Origin of the sequence: Streptomyces sp. WY228 (assembly GCF_019287315.1) — a bacterium.
In the GTDB taxonomy this organism is placed as follows: Bacteria; Actinomycetota; Actinomycetes; order Streptomycetales; family Streptomycetaceae; genus Streptomyces; species Streptomyces caviscabies.
The window spans coordinates 8,245,079-8,262,527 of record NZ_CP079114.1; the positions used below are offsets into that span (position 1 = coordinate 8,245,079).

Sequence of the window (17,449 nt, forward strand, 5' to 3'; positions counted from 1 at the left end):
ATGGTCGGTAATGCAACACGTGGCGAACTGTAGTGCCGGGCATTTGGTCGGTAGGTGGTCGCTGTGCGTTACTGTGCGCGCTCGCGCGGTGCTCTCGGTGGTGTCTGAGGTGCCTGATGCGCTTGACCGGGGAAGGAGCGGCGAGGGGGCGGCGGGGTGCGACGGATCGATCCTCGCGGGGGTGGCGCCCCTGCCTGGGCAGTCGGTGCTACCCGCGGCTGTCGAGGCAGGCGTCGCCGGCGGCCGTCGCGGGCGTCACGCGGTCGTGTGCGGGGAAGGGGCCGTGATCGCGGCCGTGCCGAGGCTGCCGGACGGGGCGGCCGAGCCGCCCGTCAGGGCGTGCGTCGCGGCGTGACCGTGTGGATCGTCATGCTCACCGGGCCAGCGACAGCGCGACCGTCGCGGTGATTCCGCCGAGCTGCGCGACCTGTTCCTCGGTCAGCCGGTCGAAGAGGTGTTCACGCAGGGTCGCGTGGTAACCCGGCGCCGTCTCGGCGTACTTCGCCGATCCCGCCTCGGTCACGGAGGCGATGGTGACGCGGGCGTCGGAAGGGTCCCGCTCGCGCGTGAGCCAGCCGTGCTTCTCCAGGCGCGATGCGAGGCGGGACAGGTGTGACGGGGTGACCCGGGACAGCTCGGCGAGTGAACTCATGGTGTGCGTGCGCTCGCGGTGCTCCGTCAGGCACCACAGGATCAGGAACTCGTGGTGGCAGAGGCCGTCCCGCTTGAGGCGCGCCTCAAGCGCCGCCGGAAGCCAGAGCAGCACCGACAGCATCGAGTCCCAGGTATCCGACTCGGTCGGGAGGAGTTCGCCGTCTGCTGCCATGTGCGTGATCCTAGCATCAATCCTTGCCGCGGAAAGCAACACACCGTTATTTGCTGCGGAAAGGAAGTCGCTGTAAGTTAATTTCCGCAGTAAGTAATTTTCGGATCGAGGAGTGACTCCATGCGTGCTGCCCGCTACCACGACTACGGCCCCGCCGACGTGCTCGTCATCGACGATGTCCCGGAGCCGCACGCCGGTCCCGGTGAGATACGCATCCGGGTGGCCGCCGCCGGCGTCAACCCCATCGACTGGAAGCTCCGCTCGGGAGAGGTCCGCGAGTACTTCCCCGTCGAGTTCCCGGCGATCCCCGGTCGCGATGCCGCCGGAGTGGTGGACGAGGTCGGCGAGGGCGTCTCGGGTGTGACGGTGGGTGATGAGGTCTTCGGCCTCGGCGGCATCTTCGGGGCGGCCGCGGAGTACGCCGTGCTGACCGCCTGGGCCGCGGTGCCCGAGGCGTGGACCCTGGAACAGGCTGCCGGAGCCGGCCTCGCGGTCGCCACCGCGGGCCGGGCGCTCGACGCACTCGGTGACCTCTCCGGCCGCACCCTGCTGATCGAGGGAGCCGCCGGTGGGGTGGGCGGCGCCGCCGTCGCGATGGCGGCGGCACGTGGTGCCACCGTCATCGGCACGTCGAGCCCGGCCAAGCACGCCTATCTGCGGACGCTGGGCGCCGTGCCCACCGCCTACGGTGACGGACTGGCCGACCGGGTCCGCGAACTCGCGCCCGGGGGAGTCGATGCGGCGCTCGACCTGGCGGCATCCGGATCGCTCGCCGACCTGGTCGCCCTCGTCGGCCACGCGGACCGCGTCGTGACGGTGGCCGACGCGGCCCGCTCGGCGGAGCTCGGAGTGCGGCACGTCTACGCCGAGAACGACGCGGCTGTGCTGGCGGAGGGGGCGGCGCTGGGCGGCCGGGGCGCGTACACCCCCTACGTACAGGCGACGTACCCGCTGGACAGGATCGCGGACGCGCACCGGGAAGCCGAGGGCGGTCACGTCCAGGGGAAGCTCATCGTGACCCTCTGACGGCGGGTGCTGCCACCGGCCGATGACGCCGGTGCGCGGCCACCGTGACGGGATTCCTCATGACGGCTCGGGCCCGGGAGATTCTCCCGGGCCCGAGCCGTGCTGTGCGGGCGGCCTGTTCCAGGAAGCGGATGGTGGTCGGTCCGCGACTGCAACGGCCCGGACCACGCGGTCCGGGCCGTTGCCCAGGGGCTCAGAGAGGGGTGCGGAAGGTGCCCTCGCTGGCCAACTCCAGCAGAAGGTCGCGCGCGGTCGAGATGCTGTTCTCGTCCTGCTCTCCGTAGACGGCGGCCATGGCGATCCCCTCGGCGGCCCTCCGCACGATCAGGATGCGTTCGGGGCTGATCCCGTCGAGGGCGAGCTGCTCGTCCCACCACGCGGCGTTCTCCTCCATGACCGGAGCGACCGCGGGGATCGTGTAGAGACCGCCCCACATCGGCGCCGATGTGAAGTCGCGGGCGGTCGCTGCCTCGGCGCTTCCCGCGCAGAGTGCGCGAACATACGCGCGGAGCATCTTTCCCGGGTAGTTCTCGGAGAGGTCGAGGTAGCCGCGGACCGTCTCCCGGAAGCGTTCGTGCGTGTCCTCCACCAGAGCGACCACCAACTGGTCCCTGCTGCCGAAATGGTGGATCAGACCGCTCTTCGACACCCCGGCGGCCGCCGCCACCTGAGCCAGTGTCACGGCGGCACCCTTGTCCAGGATCACCTGGACGGCCGCATCGAGCACCGCACGCCGCGTGCGCTCCGCGTTGCGTGTCTGTCGCCCATCGGACACCCGATCCACCCGCCCGTCCTGACGTCGCCTACTGACCAATTGGTCCACTTTACAACACGGCAGGACGGTAGACCGGGGCGTGAGGAAGCGTCCTGAGAGGGGACCCGCGGTCATGGACCCCGTACGGCCGGAGCGTCGCCGACGCCGACGCCGCGGCTTCCGGCCGGCCTCAGCTCTCCTGCCGCCGTTGCTGACCTTGTTGACCTTGCCGGCCGGCGAGGCCGCGCAGCCGCTCGCCGGTGCCGTCGCGTCCGGCCCGCCACACGCCGTGCTTGGCCAGGATTCCGTTGCCCAGGGCCTGGACGGTCCTGTTCGCCGGGGCGGCCAACGCCGTGGAGGTGTGGGGGGCGTAGACGGCCTCCGTCTCGCTCCGGGCCGTCAGCCAGCCGGTGAAGGTCATCATGGCCAGACCGACGTTCTGCGGGCGGAAGGAGTGTGCGAGCAGGCCCGCGCGCCTCCCGCCGGGCGGAAGCAGCCCCGGAGGTGACAGCAGCCGGAACCCGGTGTGGTCACGCCCGACGACCTCGACGGGCACCACGACGGGGTACCCGTCCGCACCCCGGTAGGCCAGCAGCCGGTACGGAAGGGGGTTGATCTTCCGCGAGAGCTTGGCGACGTCGACGCGAGGTGCGGTGCCGTTCTCGGGCGCCCGCTGTTCCGCCGGGGCGTCCGGCCAGGCGGGTCCGGTGACCTCTCGCGGCCCGTAGGCGGCCAGGTCGGGCCAGGTGGTCATCCTCCTGACGTCGACATCGACGCAGACCCGGGCTCGCCGGTACTCGTGCAGCAGCCAGTCCCAGGCCCGGCCGCTCTTTCCCCGGCCGAAGAAGCGATCGGACGCCTTGATGACATCGTCCAGCCGCTGGGGCGAAGGGCGCATGTCCACCACGGCGTCGCCCTGGGCGAGGACGTAGTCCTCGGGGCGGGCGAATCCGTGTTCGCGCGTGTGGTACGCGAGCGCGACACGGGGATCGCGGAGGATGCGCTCCAGCTTCTTGGGGAAGCCGAGCGAGGTCGTGAACCCGATCCGGCCAGCCGATCGGTCGGTGAGGCCGAGCGGGGAGACGCTGACGACGACGGCGCCACCGGCCGGGGTGACGTAGGCGACCGCGACGTTCAGGTCTCCTGACAGCACCTCGTGTGCCGTGTCGGACCAGCGCAGGGGAGTGGAGGTCATGAGCGGGGTCCTCGCAGTATCTCTTCCATGGACGAAACCTTTCCCGGTGCGGATCGTGCGGATCGTGCGGGTCGCATCCGCATCAGGGGCGGGGGATGTTGCGCAGATTGGCCCGAGCCAGGTCGAGCATCTTGCCGACGCCCCCGTCGAGCACCGTCCGGCCCGCGGCGAAGGCGAACCCCTTGATCTGGGCGGCCGAGATGTGCGGCGGGATGGAGAGCGCGTTGGGGTCGGTCACCAGGTCGACCAGGAACGGTCCGTCATGGGCGAGCGCCCGCTTGAGCCCTTCGGCGACATCCCCGGGGTGCTCGATGCGGATCGACTCGATGCCCACGCTGCGGGCGATGGCCGCGAAGTCCACCTGCTCGTGGTCGGTCTCGTGCTCGGGCAGCCCCTCGACCAGCATCTCCAGCTTGACCATGCCGAGCGAGGAGTTGTTGAAGACGATCGTCTTCACCGGCAGATCGTGCAGCTTCACGGTGAGCAGTTCGCCCATCAGCATGCCCAGTCCACCGTCACCCGACATCGAGATCACCTGGCGCCCGGGGTCGGCGAACTGTGCGCCGATGGCGTGCGGCAGCGCGTTGGCCATCGTGCCGTGCACGAACGAACCGATCACCCGGCGCCGGCCGTTGGGCGTCAGATAGCGCGCTGCCCACACGTTGGACATGCCGGTGTCCACGGTGAACACCGCGTCGTCGGCGGCGAGTTCGTCCAGAACCGAGGCCGCGTACTCGGGGTGGATGGGCGTGTGCCGCTCGACGTCGTGGGTGTAGGGGGAGACCACCGCCTCCAGCGAGCGGGCGTGTTTGCGCAGCATCCGGTGCAGAAAGCCGCGGTCCTCCTTCGCCTCGACCAACGGGAGCACGGCCCGCAGCGTCTCCCGTACGTCACCGTGGACACCGAGTTCCAGAACGGTCCGACGGCCGAGGCGGCCTGCGTCGTGGTCGATCTGCACGCTTCGTGCCTGCGGCAGGAAGTCGTTGTACGGGAAGTCGGTACCGAGCAGGACGACCAGGTCGGCCTCGTGCATCGCGTCGAAGCAGGCGCCGTAGCCGAGCAGGCCGCTCATGCCGATGTCGTAGGCGTTGTCGAACTGGATCCACTCCTTGCCCCGCAAGCTGTGCCCGACGGGGGCGGCGGCCCTGTCCGCGAGCGCCATGACCTCGGCGTGGGCGTCCCGTACTCCCGCGCCGCAGAAGAGCATCACCTTCCGCGCCGCGTTGAGCTTGTCGGCCAGCTTCTCCACCTGCGCGGCCGGGGCGACGACCCGGCCGCGTTCGGTGACCAGGTGGCCGGCTCCCGTCGGATGGACGGCCTTGTCGTGTGCGACATCGCCGGGTATCACCAGGACCGACACCCCGCTGTTGCCCAGGGCGCGTTGCATGGCGATCCGCAGAACCCGCGGCATCTGCCCGGGGGTGCTGATCATCTCGCAGTAGTCGCTGCAGTCGGTGAACAGCCTTTCCGGGTGGGTCTCCTGGAAGAAGCCGGTGCCGATCTGGTGGGACGGGATGTGCGAGGCGATGGCGAGCACGGGCGCTCCGGAACGGTGCGCGTCGTAGAGCCCTTGGACCAGATGGGTATTTCCGGGGCCGCAGCTTCCGGCGCACACCGCGAGCTTGCCGGTCAGCTGTGCCTCCGCCGCCGCGGCGAACGCGGCCGCCTCCTCGTTCCGCACATGGACCCACTCGATGCCGTCCGTGCGGCGCACCGCGTCGACCACCGAATTGAGGCTGTCGCCCACCACGCCGTAGATCCGCTCAACCCCCGCCTGGCGCAGAACGTCCACCATCTGCTGGGCCACGGTCTGATTCCGCATCGCCGGACTTCTCCCCTCGCACTGCACACCTGTGTTGTGTGACGATCGGCAGCCAATATAGTTGATACGTCTACTTCGTGGCGGCCCGGGCGTCGCTGTGCTGAAGAGGGGGTGTGGCGGGGCCGGATCGGCCGGGCCGTCGACGAGCATGAAAAGAGGGTCGATGCGTGCACCGTGGGGATGTGGGCGAGTCTCGCATCGCTGGAAGGCGCCGAGCGGGGTGCAGAGGGGATGGTCCTGCAGGCGGCCGTCGGCGCCCTCGTGGAGAGGCCGCGGGCCGGGGCTCGTCTCCACGGAGGGGTGCGCCGGTCCGTCGGCCGTGCCGGTGTCAGGCCTCCTTCACCGGGTGCCCACTCATGATCGACACGCGGTTGAACGCGTTGATGCTGATGGCGACCCAGAGCACCGCCGAGATCTGCTCGTCGGTGAGATCGTCGCGTGCCGCGGCGGCCGCGCCGCCCCGCGCGGATCCGTTCAGGCTGGTCGTCTCCTCCGCCAGGGTCAGCGCGGCGCGCTCCGTGGCGGTGAAGACCTCGGTCTCGCGCCAGGCCGGCAGCAGCCCGAGGCGCTCCGGGCTCTCCCCGGCGTCGAGCGCCGCGCGGGTGTGGGCGCGCAGGCAGTAGGCACACCCGTTGATCTGGGAGACGCGCAGGTTGATCAGTTCCACCAGGGTGACCGGCAGGCCGGCGCGGGCGGCCGCCGCCCCGGCGGCCTGTGCGGTCCGTGCGAGAGCGCGGAACGCTTCGGGGTCGAACTTGTCGATGAACACCTTCTTGGCGCGGCTCGATGCCGAGGTGATGGTCACTGTCTTCTCCCTGCGATCGAAGTATTGTTGAAGAATAAACTACATGTCTGGAGAGTCGAGCATGAGCAACGTCGAACATGAACCCGTCAGCAGGCACGGCACGCGGGGACCGGAGGCGGCTGAACCCGCTCTCCGCCGCGTCGAGATCCTGACGCCGCGTGATGTTCCCCTGGGCGGCCCGCGGTCCATGAGCGTGCGCCGCACCCTTCCGCAGCGGGCCCGCAGCTTCGTGGGCGCCTGGTGCTTCGTCGATCACTACGGTCCCGACGACGTCGCCCTGCGCGGCGGAATGGATCTCCCGCCGCACCCCCACACCGGCCTGCAGACGGTCACCTGGCTGTTCGACGGCGAGGTGGAGCACCGGGACAGTCTCGGCAGCCATGCCTTTGTGCGCCCCGGTGAGATCAATCTGATGACGGGGGGCCGCGGCATCTGCCATTCCGAGGTCTCCACCGCTCGCACCACCGTCCTGCACGGTGTGCAGCTGTGGGTGGCGCTGCCGGACGAACACCGCGAGGCGGAAAGGGACTTTCAGCGGTACGTGCCATCGCCGATCCGGAAGGACGGCGCCGAGATCAAGGTGTTCCTCGGCTCCCTGCTGGACGCGGTCTCGCCGGTGCGCACCTTCACACCGCTGCTCGGCGCGGAGCTGATCCTCGAGGCCGGCGCCTCCCTCGCGCTGAGCGTCGACGCCGCGTTCGAGCACGGCCTCCTGGTGGACGAGGGGGACATCGAGCTGGACGGGACGGCGCTGAGCCCTGCCCAGCTCGGATTCCTCCCTCCGGGCAACGGTTCGCTGACCGTCCGCAACACATCTTCCGCCCGGGCCCGAGTCATCCTGCTGGGCGGTCCGCCTTTCGATGAGGAGATCGTCATGTGGTGGAACTTCATCGGCCGCAGCCACGACGACATCGTGCGGGCCCGCAAGGACTGGGAGCAGGCGTCCGAACGCTTCGGCACGGTGGAGGGGTACGCCGGAGAGCGGCTGCCCGCCCCGGAACTGCCCAACGCGACGCTCGCGCCGCGCCGTAACCCGCCAACCTCCTGAACCGCCGCCCGCGGGAGTCGTGTTCCCGCGGGCGGCCGACGCCGGCTCGGGATGCGTTACGCGAGAGGCCCGTCGTAGCGCATCCAGAAGTCGACGGCATCGGGGCGAGGCCGGGGTGCGACGGCGCTGCCGCCATCGAACCTCATCACCTTCTCGGCCTCCTCCCGCAAAGTGGGCCAGGCCGACAGCCCCGGCCCGTTGGGATCTCCCGTACGCGCGAAGTTGATCCAGAACCCGCTCATCTGGTCACGCAGGGTGTGGTCGCGCTGCCCGTAGGCGGCGTCGCCGTCCTTGCCGAGGTTGTCGTACGCGTACATCACCTCCGCCCCGTGATAGGCGCCGAACTTCCTCAGGCCGGCTTCCGGAGGGACGTGCGCGAAGTAGTAGGCGTAGACGTCCGCCTTGCCCGTACGCGTCTGCAAGGTGCCCCACCGGCGCATGGCCCGGGTCATGATCTTGTCGGTCTCGGCCTGGAGGAGGGAATCGAGCACCTGCGCCTCCGTCTCGCCGGGGTAGAGGCGGAGGAAGAGGTCCGCGTCCGCGCCGTGCTCCTGGCGCACCTTTTTCCGGTAGCCGGCCACATCGGCGTCCGGGGGGCTCAGCAGGGCGAGGGAGGCCTCGTCCGCGTTGCTGCCGACGAGCGTGGGCACATCCAGCTGATCGCCCGCCGCGTATATCTCCGCGGGAGTCCGGTCCAGAACCAGGCCGTCGATGGACGGCCGCCAGTGGCTCTTGAGGGACTTGGCCGCGTCCACCACCCGTTCCACGGGCATGCGGCGCATCTCTTCCACGGTGGCGCCCCCGAGCTTCTCGCTCAGGCGCCGCCCCGCATCCTCGGCCACCGGCCCGGTGTCGTACTGATCGCCCCGCTCGGTGTTCCCGCGCGTCCCCATGCAGGCTCCACCACCGCCGATGATGCCGTCGACCAGACCCTTCGCACGCGGTGTCGCCCCGAGGACGCACACGCTCTCGCCACCGGCGGACTGACCCGCGATCGTCACCCGGTCCGGGTCGCCGCCGAAGGCCGCGATGTTCTGACGGACCCACCGCAGAGCGGCGATCTGGTCGAGCACGCCGTGTTGCGACAGCCGAGCACAGAGCCGGTAGTTGATCGTGACGGCGATCGTCTCGCCTCTGGAGGCCAGCGACTCGCCGTCGTACAGCGGAAGGGCGCCGGAGCCGGTGGCGAACCCTCCGCCGGGTATGTAGACGATCACGGGGAGTTTCGCCGAGGCGGGCTTCCTGCTGCGCCAGATGTTGAGGTAGAGGCTGTCCTCGCTCACCGGGTAGGGGTTGAGGAGCGTGTTCTCCAAGGGAGCTTCCACCACCTGCGACAGCGCCCGGGTGAGGAAAGTGGAGGCCGGCTGAACGGGAACGTCGGAGAACCGGTCGGCGCTGAGCAGCCCCTGACGCGGCTCGGGGGGCTGCGGCGGACGCCAGCGCAGGTCTCCGACCGGGGGACGGGCATAGGGAATCCCGGCGAAGATCTCGACGTCGCGCTCATCGTTGAGAACGCCCCTGACCGGCCCCTCTCGCGTCGGCACGGTCCGGGACGGCCGGGGATCGGAGCCTCCCGCCACGCGGTTCTGCGGCGACGGGTGGGCGAGGACGGCCGTGGTGCAGACGAACACCGCCGCCAGCAGCCACGCCCCCGCCTTGAGCAGGGCGGGACCTCGAAGCCACCAACGTACGGTGAGAACCAGCACCCCCAGGGCGGCGGCGACGAGCACCCACCCCCACCACGGGCTCCGGTTGAGCCAGGAGACCACGGAGCCGGCAACGGTCAGAAGAGCGAAGGACACCCACGTCCACGGAGACCGTCCCGGACCGCGCTGACCGCGCTGACCGCGCGCCGAATCTTCGCGAGCGGCCCGAGCGGCGCCGGTCGTTCGCCGCTCATTTCGCGTTCCCACCACTGTCTCTTCCTTCGTCCCACTCCCTTCGGTCCGCCCGTCGGGTGCACTCGTTCTTCCAACTCCACCGGGGCGGCGCCACGGTGGTGAGGTCACCGACGCACCGGCCCGCGATCGACACAGGCTTCTCCTCGCCCCGCTGCGGCCGATCAGCCGCTGCGGGGCGAGGAGAAGGGGGCCGGTGTTGCGACCGTCCTAGGGCGTGTCCGGCGGATCAGGGCCGGACACGCCCTAGCCGAGGAAGGCGAGAAGGGCCGCGTTGACCTCGTCGGCATGCGTCCAGAGCAGCCCGTGCGGGGCGCCCTCGACCTCCACGTACTGCGCCTCGGGCAGCTCACGGCGGAACCGGCGGGCGGTCGCGTCGATGGGCAGGATCTGGTCGGCCGTTCCGTGCAGGATGAGGGCCGGCTTGCCGCTGTCGCGGACCGCCTCGACATCGGCGCGGAAGTCCTCGATCCAGGCGGGAACGACCGCGTAGGCCGCCACGGGCGCGCTCGACGTCGCGACGTTCCAGCTCGCGGTCACGGCCTCCTGGCTGATGCGGCTGCCGAGGTTCTCGTCGAGGTTGTAGAAGTTGGCGAAGAACTGGGTGTACCAGGCATACCTGTCCCCCTTCGCCGCTGCGGCGATTCCGTCGAACACCTCCTGCGGCACCCCGTCGGGGTTGTCGTCGCGGGCGACGAGGAACGGCTCCAGGGAAGCCAGGAACGCCAGCTTCGCAACCCTCTCGTGCCCGTACCGCGAGACGTAGCGGGCGAGCTCGCCCGTACCCATCGAGAAGCCGACGAGAACGACATCGCGGAGGTCGAGGTCTTCCAGCAGGGTGTTCAGGTCGGCGGCGAACGTGTCGTAGTCGTATCCCGTACCGACCTTCGACGAGCGTCCGAAGCCGCGACGGTCGTAGGTGATGACGCGGTACCCGGCCTCCAGCAGGTCCCGGGTCTGCCGCTCCCAGCTGTGACCGTTCAGCGGATACCCGTGGATCAGCACGACGGGCCGACCCGTTCCCTGGTCTTCGTAGTACAGCTCGATCGGCGTGCTGTTCTCACTGCCGACGGTGATGTAACCCATGTTCTTCTCCCTTTCCGAGATGGGCGAACGTGCTGGTCAAACTCTGTTTCCGGGTCAGACCATCGGGTTGCCGCTGACGGTCCGGTCCGCCTCGACGTACGGCTGGACGACGTCCCAGTGCTCGACGACCCGGCCGTTCTCGAAGCGGAAGATGTCGACGATCGCCGCGTCACCGTCGGGGTGCCAGCCGCTCACCCGGCTGTGCGCGATGACGAAGTCGCCGTCCTCGAACACCCGCTCGGGATTCCAGCGGAAGCCCTCCAGCGTCGGCACCGCGGCGCGGAGTCCGTCCAGCCCGTTGGGCAGGTTGGGGCTGTGCTGGATGTACGGCTCGGCCCAGTAGCGGTCCAGAGCGGTCACATCCTTGTCGTGGAAAAGCTCCCGCATGGCTGTGAGCAGGGTTTCCTTGTTCGACATACCTGGACTCCTTGAAGGTTACGGCCGGCCGGAACTGCCGACCGCCGAGGGCCGCGATCGAATATGGCGTCATGCCGGGGAACGAGAATGGCCTACGGGTGAATTCCCACGATGTCCACGTCGACCGATCCGGTGTGGACCGTGGGCCGTGATTCTGCCGCTGGTCACCGTGAACGTCATTCGCGCGCCGGATTCGGCGGCCGGCCTCACCCGCAGTGCACCGGGGTATGCCGCGAACGTCTTACCGGAGAGCTGACGTGCGGCACGACTAGATTCCTCTTACGAGGGCAGTCATAGAGGTGAGTTGAACTCGCAACTCACTGACGGACCCAATAATACGAAGGCTTCGCTGTTTGGCAAGCCGGGAGAGCCGGAGGAGGCGGAGAAGCGATTGTCCGATCTCGTATCGCCGCAGCCCGGCGGACAGCACCGACTCCTTCCCTCCGCTGAATCCGGCGACGCCGCGACGCCCCGGGCGGCAGGGGAGCAGCGGGAGAACTGGCAGTCGCTGGTGATTCTCGCGCACCTGGTCGAAGCCGAACTGGAGCGGAAGACGCAGTGCGATGCCGGCATCGCGCACAGCCACTTCAAGATCCTCGCGCTGCTCGCGGGCGCGGACCGGCACACGATGGGACTCACCCGCCTGGGCCGCGCCCTGCGGTTTCACAAGAGCCGGCTCTCTCACGCACTCCGCTCGCTGGAGGCGGCCGGTCTGCTCCGTCGCGAGGACACCCCAGAAAAGGGCCGTGCCTATCAGGCCGTCCTCACGCGACGCGGCCTCGACCTGGTGGAACGAGTGCTGCCACTGCAGGACGTCTTCGCCCGCGACGTCGTGCTCTCGGGCCTCACCGCGACCGAGATCGCGCAACTGCGCACGCTCGCCGAGAAGATCATCGTCAACCTGGACGCCGACAGGAGCGGCCAGGTCCTCCGGCGCGGACCGGCATCTAGTTGACACGTCAAGTGTCGGTGCTAGTGTACGGCGGCAGGTGCAAGCCGTCCCATGAGCAGGTGAGCCGAGACCGGACTCGGCGCACTACCGACGCCCGAGGGGAGCATGGTCGCTCAAGCCGTGCGAGGTGATCGCAGGATTCGACGACGAAAACCTCTACTGTCTGTGCACGGGGGACAGAATTTCTGAAAGTTACGGGACAGTGCCCGGTTCGGCGTGAAGGGTGAACAAGGCCGGCCCAGGGTTTTGCAGGACCGGATCCAGGGAATCTCCGGCCACGACGTCGGGTCATTTCCGGAACGAGTCGTGGACATCCTCGAGTCGCCTCCGGGCCCGCCTTCCGGAAGGCATGTCTTTTCTTGTACGGAGACCGCTGGAAGCGGAGTGGAAGCGCGCTCCATGTGCACTGCCCGCTGCCAGGCTGCCGTGCCGGATACGCATAAGGCCGGCCACGAAGAGGTCGGCTCTCGGGGGCCGACAGCACCGAATACCCGGAAGGACCACCGCGATGAACGCTCCCGCGATCGAAAAGCCCGACTTCAGCGGGCTGAGCGCGATGTACATCAACTGCACTCTGAAGCGATCTCCCGAGCGCAGCCACACCCAGGGTGTGATCGACCGCAGCGTGGCCATCATGGAGGCGAACGGAGTCAGCGTGGACCAGATCCGCGCCGTCGACCACGACATCGCCACCGGTGTCCGCCCGGACATGACCGAACACGGCTGGGACACCGACGAGTGGCCCGCGCTCCTTCAGCGGATCCTCGCCGCCGACATCCTCATCATCGGCGGATCGATCTGGCTCGGAGACAACAGCTCGGTGACCCGGCGCGTCATCGAACGGCTCTACGGCTACTCCGGCGTACTCAACGAGGAGGGGCAGTACGCCTACTACGGACGGGTCGGCGGCTGCCTGATCACGGGCAACGAGGACGGCCTCAAGCACTGCGCCATGAGCATCCTCTACAGCCTGCAGCACATCGGCTTCGCCGTCCCGCCCCAGGCCGACGCCGGCTGGCTCGGCGAGGTCGGCCCGGGCCCTTCCTACCTCGACGAGGGATCCGGCGGGCCCGAGAACGACTTCGCCAACCGGAACATCTCGTTCATGACGTACAACCTCCTCCACACCGCGACGATGATCCGCAACACCGGTGGCTTTCCTGCCTACGGCAACCAGCGCTCGGCCTGGGACGCAGGCTGCCGCCCCGACTACGCCAATCCCGAATACCGCTGACCCGCTTGCAGGCGCTACCGAGGATGTGAGCTGCGATGACCGCACCGGCTGCCACGAACTGGCCGAGCCTGAAAGTCTCCGACTGGACGGCGACCCGCGACACCCTGCACATGTGGACCCAGATCGTGGGCAAGATCCGCATGGCCCACGCACCACTGGTCAACCACTGGTGGCAGGTGACGTTGTACGTCAGCCCCCGCGGACTGACGACATCGACCATCCCGTACCGCTCCGGGGCGTTCGAGATCGAATTCGACTTCGTCGGCCACCGGCTCGAAGTCCGCAGCAGCGACGGCGGTGTGCGCGGCTTTCCGCTCCGCCCCATGGCAGTGGCCGAGTTCTACGCACAGGTCCGGCACACGCTCGACGCACTCGGGATCGAGGCCCCGATCCATCCGCACCCCAACGAGGTCGAGCAGGCGATCCCCTTCGCCGAGGACCACGACCACGCCTCCTACGACGGTGAGGCGGCGACCCTGTTCTGGCGACAGCTGCTGCAGGCGAACCGGGTCATGGGGGAGTTCCGGTCGCACTTCGTGGGCAAGGTCAGCCCGGTGCACTTCTTCTGGGGAGCGATGGACCTCGCCTGCACCCGCTTCTCCGGGCGGACGGCTCCTCCGCACCCCGGCGGCGCACCCAACTGCGGGGACTGGGTCATGGTCGAGGGCTACTCCCGGGAGCTTTCCAGCTGCGGATTCTGGCCCGGCGGCGGCGAGGAAGGAGCCTTCTACGCGTACGCCTACCCCGAACCCGAAGGGTTCGCCGATCACCCGGTCGGGCCCGAAAGCGCCTACTTCAGCCCCGAGTTCAAGCAGTTCCTGCTGCCCTACGAGGCCGTCCGCTCCGCGCCCGACCCCGACCGTGCGGTCGCCGAGTTCCTGCACACCACCTACGAGGCCGCCGCGGTGCTCGGGGAGTGGGACCGCGCCGCATTGGAAGACGACCCCTTCCGGTGGGACGGAACCTCCACGCCCCGCTGGTCGCCCAAGTAGCCCGTCGCCGGCCCCGGCTGCTGACATTTGTCATGCGCGGCGATGACAGCTCGCCCTGCCGTACGGGCATGAGCAGGGCGATCCTGGACTCATGACGCAGAACGTGATGGAGGCCGGGAAGCCGCGGCGCATGCTCGCCGGTGGGTGCGAGACCGCTCGCGGCATCTCCTTCCCGGTCGCACGCGGTCACCTGTGGGCCCTGCCCGTGACGGGCAGGGCCCTTTCCGGTGGCGAGAGGCCCTGACCGGACCGGGCCGACCGTTCGCCGGGCACGATTCCGTTGGGCGCAGACGGCCCTGCTGATCGCCCGGTTCTACGGAAGCGCGGCTCGCGGTGGCCGAGGAACGGCTGGGGTGCGGACACGATCCGCACGATGTGATGGGAAGGAATCTCACGGTGAAAGCGCTCAAGTGCGAGCCGGCCGTGCAGACGGCACGGTGGGGTCGGACGGAGGCCGTGGGCCGGGTGGCGGAGGTACGACTCCTCGCGCACGTCACGCAGGATGAGGCGAGGGCACTCGGTGCCGCGCTCGTCGGGGCGGACCGGGCGGAGCCGCCGGTAGGGGTGACGGCATGAGCGAGGAGGGCGGGACCGATCCGGACACACGGTCCACGGACACGCAGCCGCTCACCGACGACGGGCGCTCCGTCCTGTGCACGATGGTCGCCATGCTGTCCCTGAAGGACGACATGACGGTCGTCTCCAGCCTGAACGAGCGCCTGGCCCCCGTGGAGGCCTCCCCGGATGCGGAGCTCGGCGAGCGGGACGCGTCCGGGCCGACGGCGCCGGTGCCGCTGGGGGAGGGTGCGTGAGCGGCGAAGCCCAAGAGGCTCGGGCCACAAAGGCAGTGGCCGCGCCGCTGCTGCTCGCCGATGACGAGCAGCGCGGTGAGGCCGTCATGCCTCCTTGATGGTCCCGACGAAGTTGTAGAGGGTGCCGTCGACGGTGACGTTGGAGTACACCGTGGCGTTCGCGAAGTCCTCCACATGCGTCACGGTGGCGCCACTGGCCTCGGTCCAGGAATTGAGGTACAGACCCTCGCGGATCTTCTTGAGATCCAGCTCGACGGTCTCGGTGTGGCCGTCGGGTGCCAGCCCTCCGCCCTGCTCGACCACGAAACTGCCCTGGGAGGGGGAGTCGAACGTGAAGTTCACCTTGAGCGGCCCCAGTTCGAACCTGTAGCTCTTGCCGACCAACGGATGGGTCATGGCGTTTCCTTCTCTTGAATGCCGGGGATCCGGCCGACGAGGCGAACGTTCGGATGGCGGCGCACGGAACCGTCTGACTGCCTCGGCCCACGAACGGTCGCCGATGACTGGCCGCAGTCGCAGGTTGCCGGAGCTCGGGGGAGCGGCACTGACCACTTTGCCGCTCAGGTCGGCGCATCGCCCGTCCTGGGCCTGTCGGCCCGACTGCGGACTCCCGCCAGGCCGTTGACGTGCGGCTACTTCGCCGCCCACCCACCTCTTTGTTGACGTATAAACAATAAAATGGCAGAGTTGATGTGTCAACTTAATTGCAAGGGGAGTGGCGGGGCGCCCAAGAGGGCTGTGATCGGGCGGGCCCACCCCAGGGGGCAGGCCCCGACCTCGCCTCGCAGCAGCGTGCGATCTCGCGCTGAGCCCACGTAAGCGTTGAAAGAAGGCCCACGATGGATGCTTCGCCAATCGAGTTCGGAATCGACAGCTTCGGAGACCTACCCCGCAACGACCGGGGCGCCATCGTCTCGCACGCGGAGGCGATCCGCGCCGCGGTGGCCGAAGCGGTCCTCGCCGACGAGGTCGGTATCGACGTGGTCGCCCTGGGCGAGCACCACCTGCCGGAGTTCGCCATCTCCAGCCCCGAGACCGTGCTCGCCGGTATCGCGACCGTCACGAAGCGCATCCGGCTCGCGTCGGGCGTGACGGTGCTGTCCTCGGACGACCCGGTGCGGGTGTTCCAGCGGTTCGCCACGGTCGACGCGCTGTCCGGCGGACGGGCCGAGGTGATCCTCGGACGCGGCTCGTTCACCGAGTCGTTCCCGCTGTTCGGGTACGACCTGAAGGACTACGAGGTGTTGTTCGAGGAGAAGATCGACCTCTTCCACCGGCTCCTGGACGAGAAGCCGGTCACCTGGGAAGGAACCACACGCCCCGCCCTGCACGCCGCGGACGTGTACCCGAAGACCGAATCGGGACGCCTCAACACCTGGGTGGGCGTCGGCGGGACACCGCAGTCCGTGATTCGCACGGCTCAGTACGGATTCCGGCTCATGCTCGCCATCATCGGCGGCGCTCCCGACCGGTTCGCTCCCTACGTGGATCTGTACCGGCGGGCGAGCGAAGAGTTCGGCACGACCGCACGCCCGGTCGGGCTGCACTCGCCCGGCTTCATCGCCTCCACCGACGAGGAGGCCAAGGAACTCTTCTACCCCGGGTACAAAGAGACACGCGACCGGATCGGGGCGCTGCGCGGCTGGCCGCCGCTCCGCCGGGAGGAGTTCAACGCCGAGGTCGACCACGGCTCGCTGTACGTCGGTTCGGTCGAGACGGTCGCGACCAAGATCGCGCACGCGGTCCGGGTGCTGGACGCAGGCCGATTCGACCTGATCTACTCCGCCGCCGGTACCGTCTCGGCGTCGGCCCGGCTTCGGGCGGTCGAGCTGTACGGCACCCAGGTCATCCCCCGGGTCCGCGAGCTTTTGGCTGAACAGCCCGCGGCTACGGCCGGAGCGAAGCGATGAGCACCATCGGGATTCTGGGGGCCGGGAAGATCGGCACCGTACTGGCGCGCCGGGCAGGCGCTGCCGGATACCGGGTCCTGATCTCCGGATCCGGTGACCCCGCCAAGATCGTGCTGACCACCAAGGTTCTCACCCCGGGGGCGACGGCCGTATGGCCGGCCCAGGCCGCGGACGCCGCCGACGTGGTGATCCTCGCTCTTCCGCTCGGCAGGCACCGAGAGCTCCCCGTGCCCGAGCTGGCGGGGAAGCTGGTCGTCGACGCGATGAACCACTGGTGGGAGGTCGATGGCCCGCGCGACACGATCCTCCCGCCGGAGACCTCATCGAGCGAGGCCGTGCAAGGGTTCCTGAAGGGTGCCCGCGTCGTGAAGGCCTTCAACCACATGGGCTACCACGATCTCGAGGGCGAGGCACGTGCGGCAGGCGCCCCCGGACGCAAGGCGATCGCGATCGCCGGCCACCTGCCCGACGATCTCGCCACCGTGTCCGCGCTGGTCGACACGTTCGGATTCGATCCGCTCATCATCGGCGACCTCGCAGCGGGTATCCGGCTCGAACCCGGAACACCCGCCTTCGGCGCCAACGTCGATGCCGCTCAGCTCCGAATCCTTACCGAGACCCCCGCTCAGGCGGGACTCGTCGAGCACTCGTAGACCGAAAGCACCTGAGGCG

18 protein-coding genes are annotated in these 17,449 nt (G+C 69.1%); 9 read left to right on the top strand and 9 right to left on the bottom strand.

Translation table 11 applies throughout. The annotated features are described in order from the left end of the window. Positions 1–373: 373 nt before the first annotated feature. The gene (locus KV381_RS36065) at positions 374–826 is read right to left on the bottom strand and encodes a MarR family winged helix-turn-helix transcriptional regulator (protein ID WP_030080472.1); all 453 of its coding nucleotides are present in this window, start codon (positions 824–826) and stop codon (positions 374–376) included. Positions 827–946: 120 nt separating this feature from the next. Between KV381_RS36065 and KV381_RS36070 the strand changes: the two genes are divergently transcribed. Then, positions 947–1,852 carry an NADP-dependent oxidoreductase gene (locus KV381_RS36070; protein WP_218787130.1) on the top strand — a complete coding sequence of 302 codons (906 nt, stop codon included), beginning with the start codon at positions 947–949 and terminating at the stop codon, positions 1,850–1,852. Positions 1,853–2,045: 193 nt separating this feature from the next. Here KV381_RS36070 and KV381_RS36075 read toward each other — a convergent pair whose 3' ends face one another. The 4 genes from KV381_RS36075 to KV381_RS36090 form a co-directional block, all read right to left on the bottom strand. Beyond that, on the bottom strand, positions 2,046–2,627 hold the full coding sequence (locus KV381_RS36075; RefSeq protein WP_030627647.1) for a TetR/AcrR family transcriptional regulator: 582 nt from the start codon (positions 2,625–2,627) through the stop codon (positions 2,046–2,048). Positions 2,628–2,796: 169 nt separating this feature from the next. Further along, on the bottom strand, positions 2,797–3,801 hold the full coding sequence (locus tag KV381_RS36080) for a hypothetical protein (RefSeq protein ID WP_218787131.1): 1,005 nt from the start codon (positions 3,799–3,801) through the stop codon (positions 2,797–2,799). 82 nt (positions 3,802–3,883) lie between these two features. Then, positions 3,884–5,623, bottom strand: a complete 1,740-nt coding sequence (locus KV381_RS36085; protein WP_218787132.1) for a pyruvate dehydrogenase — start codon at positions 5,621–5,623, stop codon at positions 3,884–3,886. Positions 5,624–5,951: 328 nt separating this feature from the next. Further along, a complete protein-coding gene (locus KV381_RS36090) occupies positions 5,952–6,428 on the bottom strand; it encodes a carboxymuconolactone decarboxylase family protein (protein WP_030080462.1) in 477 nt (158 codons plus the stop codon). A 61-nt stretch (positions 6,429–6,489) separates the two neighbouring features. On the opposite strand from KV381_RS36090, the gene KV381_RS36095 reads away from it, so the two are divergent. Then, positions 6,490–7,476 carry a pirin family protein gene (locus tag KV381_RS36095; RefSeq protein WP_030080460.1) on the top strand — a complete coding sequence of 329 codons (987 nt, stop codon included), beginning with the start codon at positions 6,490–6,492 and terminating at the stop codon, positions 7,474–7,476. A gap of 56 nt (positions 7,477–7,532) precedes the next feature. On the opposite strand, the gene KV381_RS36100 is transcribed toward KV381_RS36095, so the two are convergent. From KV381_RS36100 to KV381_RS36110, 3 genes are all read right to left on the bottom strand, one after another. Then, positions 7,533–9,278, bottom strand: a complete 1,746-nt coding sequence (locus KV381_RS36100) for a carboxylesterase/lipase family protein (RefSeq protein ID WP_218787133.1) — start codon at positions 9,276–9,278, stop codon at positions 7,533–7,535. Positions 9,279–9,620: 342 nt separating this feature from the next. Then, the gene (locus tag KV381_RS36105; RefSeq protein WP_218787134.1) at positions 9,621–10,460 is read right to left on the bottom strand and encodes an alpha/beta fold hydrolase; all 840 of its coding nucleotides are present in this window, start codon (positions 10,458–10,460) and stop codon (positions 9,621–9,623) included. Between the two features lie 54 nt (positions 10,461–10,514). Further along, entirely contained in the window at positions 10,515–10,877 is a 363-nt protein-coding gene (locus KV381_RS36110; protein WP_030089380.1) for a nuclear transport factor 2 family protein, read from the bottom strand. A 304-nt stretch (positions 10,878–11,181) separates the two neighbouring features. On the opposite strand from KV381_RS36110, the gene KV381_RS36115 reads away from it, so the two are divergent. From KV381_RS36115 to KV381_RS36135, 5 genes are all read left to right on the top strand, one after another. Further along, entirely contained in the window at positions 11,182–11,832 is a 651-nt protein-coding gene (locus KV381_RS36115) for a MarR family winged helix-turn-helix transcriptional regulator (protein ID WP_107491617.1), read from the top strand. Between the two features lie 505 nt (positions 11,833–12,337). Beyond that, positions 12,338–13,063 (top strand): flavodoxin family protein, encoded by a 726-nt coding sequence (locus KV381_RS36120; RefSeq protein ID WP_218787135.1) that lies wholly within the window; start codon positions 12,338–12,340, stop codon positions 13,061–13,063. 35 nt (positions 13,064–13,098) lie between these two features. Continuing rightward, positions 13,099–14,055 carry a DUF5996 family protein gene (locus KV381_RS36125; RefSeq protein ID WP_030627623.1) on the top strand — a complete coding sequence of 319 codons (957 nt, stop codon included), beginning with the start codon at positions 13,099–13,101 and terminating at the stop codon, positions 14,053–14,055. A 91-nt stretch (positions 14,056–14,146) separates the two neighbouring features. Continuing rightward, positions 14,147–14,299, top strand: a complete 153-nt coding sequence (locus KV381_RS36130; protein ID WP_181008109.1) for a hypothetical protein — start codon at positions 14,147–14,149, stop codon at positions 14,297–14,299. A 328-nt stretch (positions 14,300–14,627) separates the two neighbouring features. Continuing rightward, positions 14,628–14,867, top strand: coding sequence for a hypothetical protein (locus tag KV381_RS36135; RefSeq protein WP_218787136.1), 240 nt, complete (start codon positions 14,628–14,630; stop codon positions 14,865–14,867). An 84-nt stretch (positions 14,868–14,951) separates the two neighbouring features. Here the strand turns inward: KV381_RS36135 and KV381_RS36140 are convergent, their stop codons facing one another. Further along, entirely contained in the window at positions 14,952–15,263 is a 312-nt protein-coding gene (locus KV381_RS36140; RefSeq protein WP_218787137.1) for a hypothetical protein, read from the bottom strand. Positions 15,264–15,706: 443 nt separating this feature from the next. Here KV381_RS36140 and KV381_RS36145 point away from each other — a divergent pair, with 443 nt between their 5' ends. Further along, positions 15,707–16,777: an LLM class flavin-dependent oxidoreductase gene (locus tag KV381_RS36145; protein WP_218787138.1), complete on the top strand. Its 1,071-nt coding sequence runs from the start codon at positions 15,707–15,709 to the stop codon at positions 16,775–16,777. Further along, positions 16,774–17,430, top strand: coding sequence for an NADPH-dependent F420 reductase (locus KV381_RS36150; protein ID WP_086778504.1), 657 nt, complete (start codon positions 16,774–16,776; stop codon positions 17,428–17,430). The genes KV381_RS36145 and KV381_RS36150 overlap by 4 nt, the downstream gene beginning before the upstream one ends. Positions 17,431–17,449 lie beyond the last annotated feature (19 nt).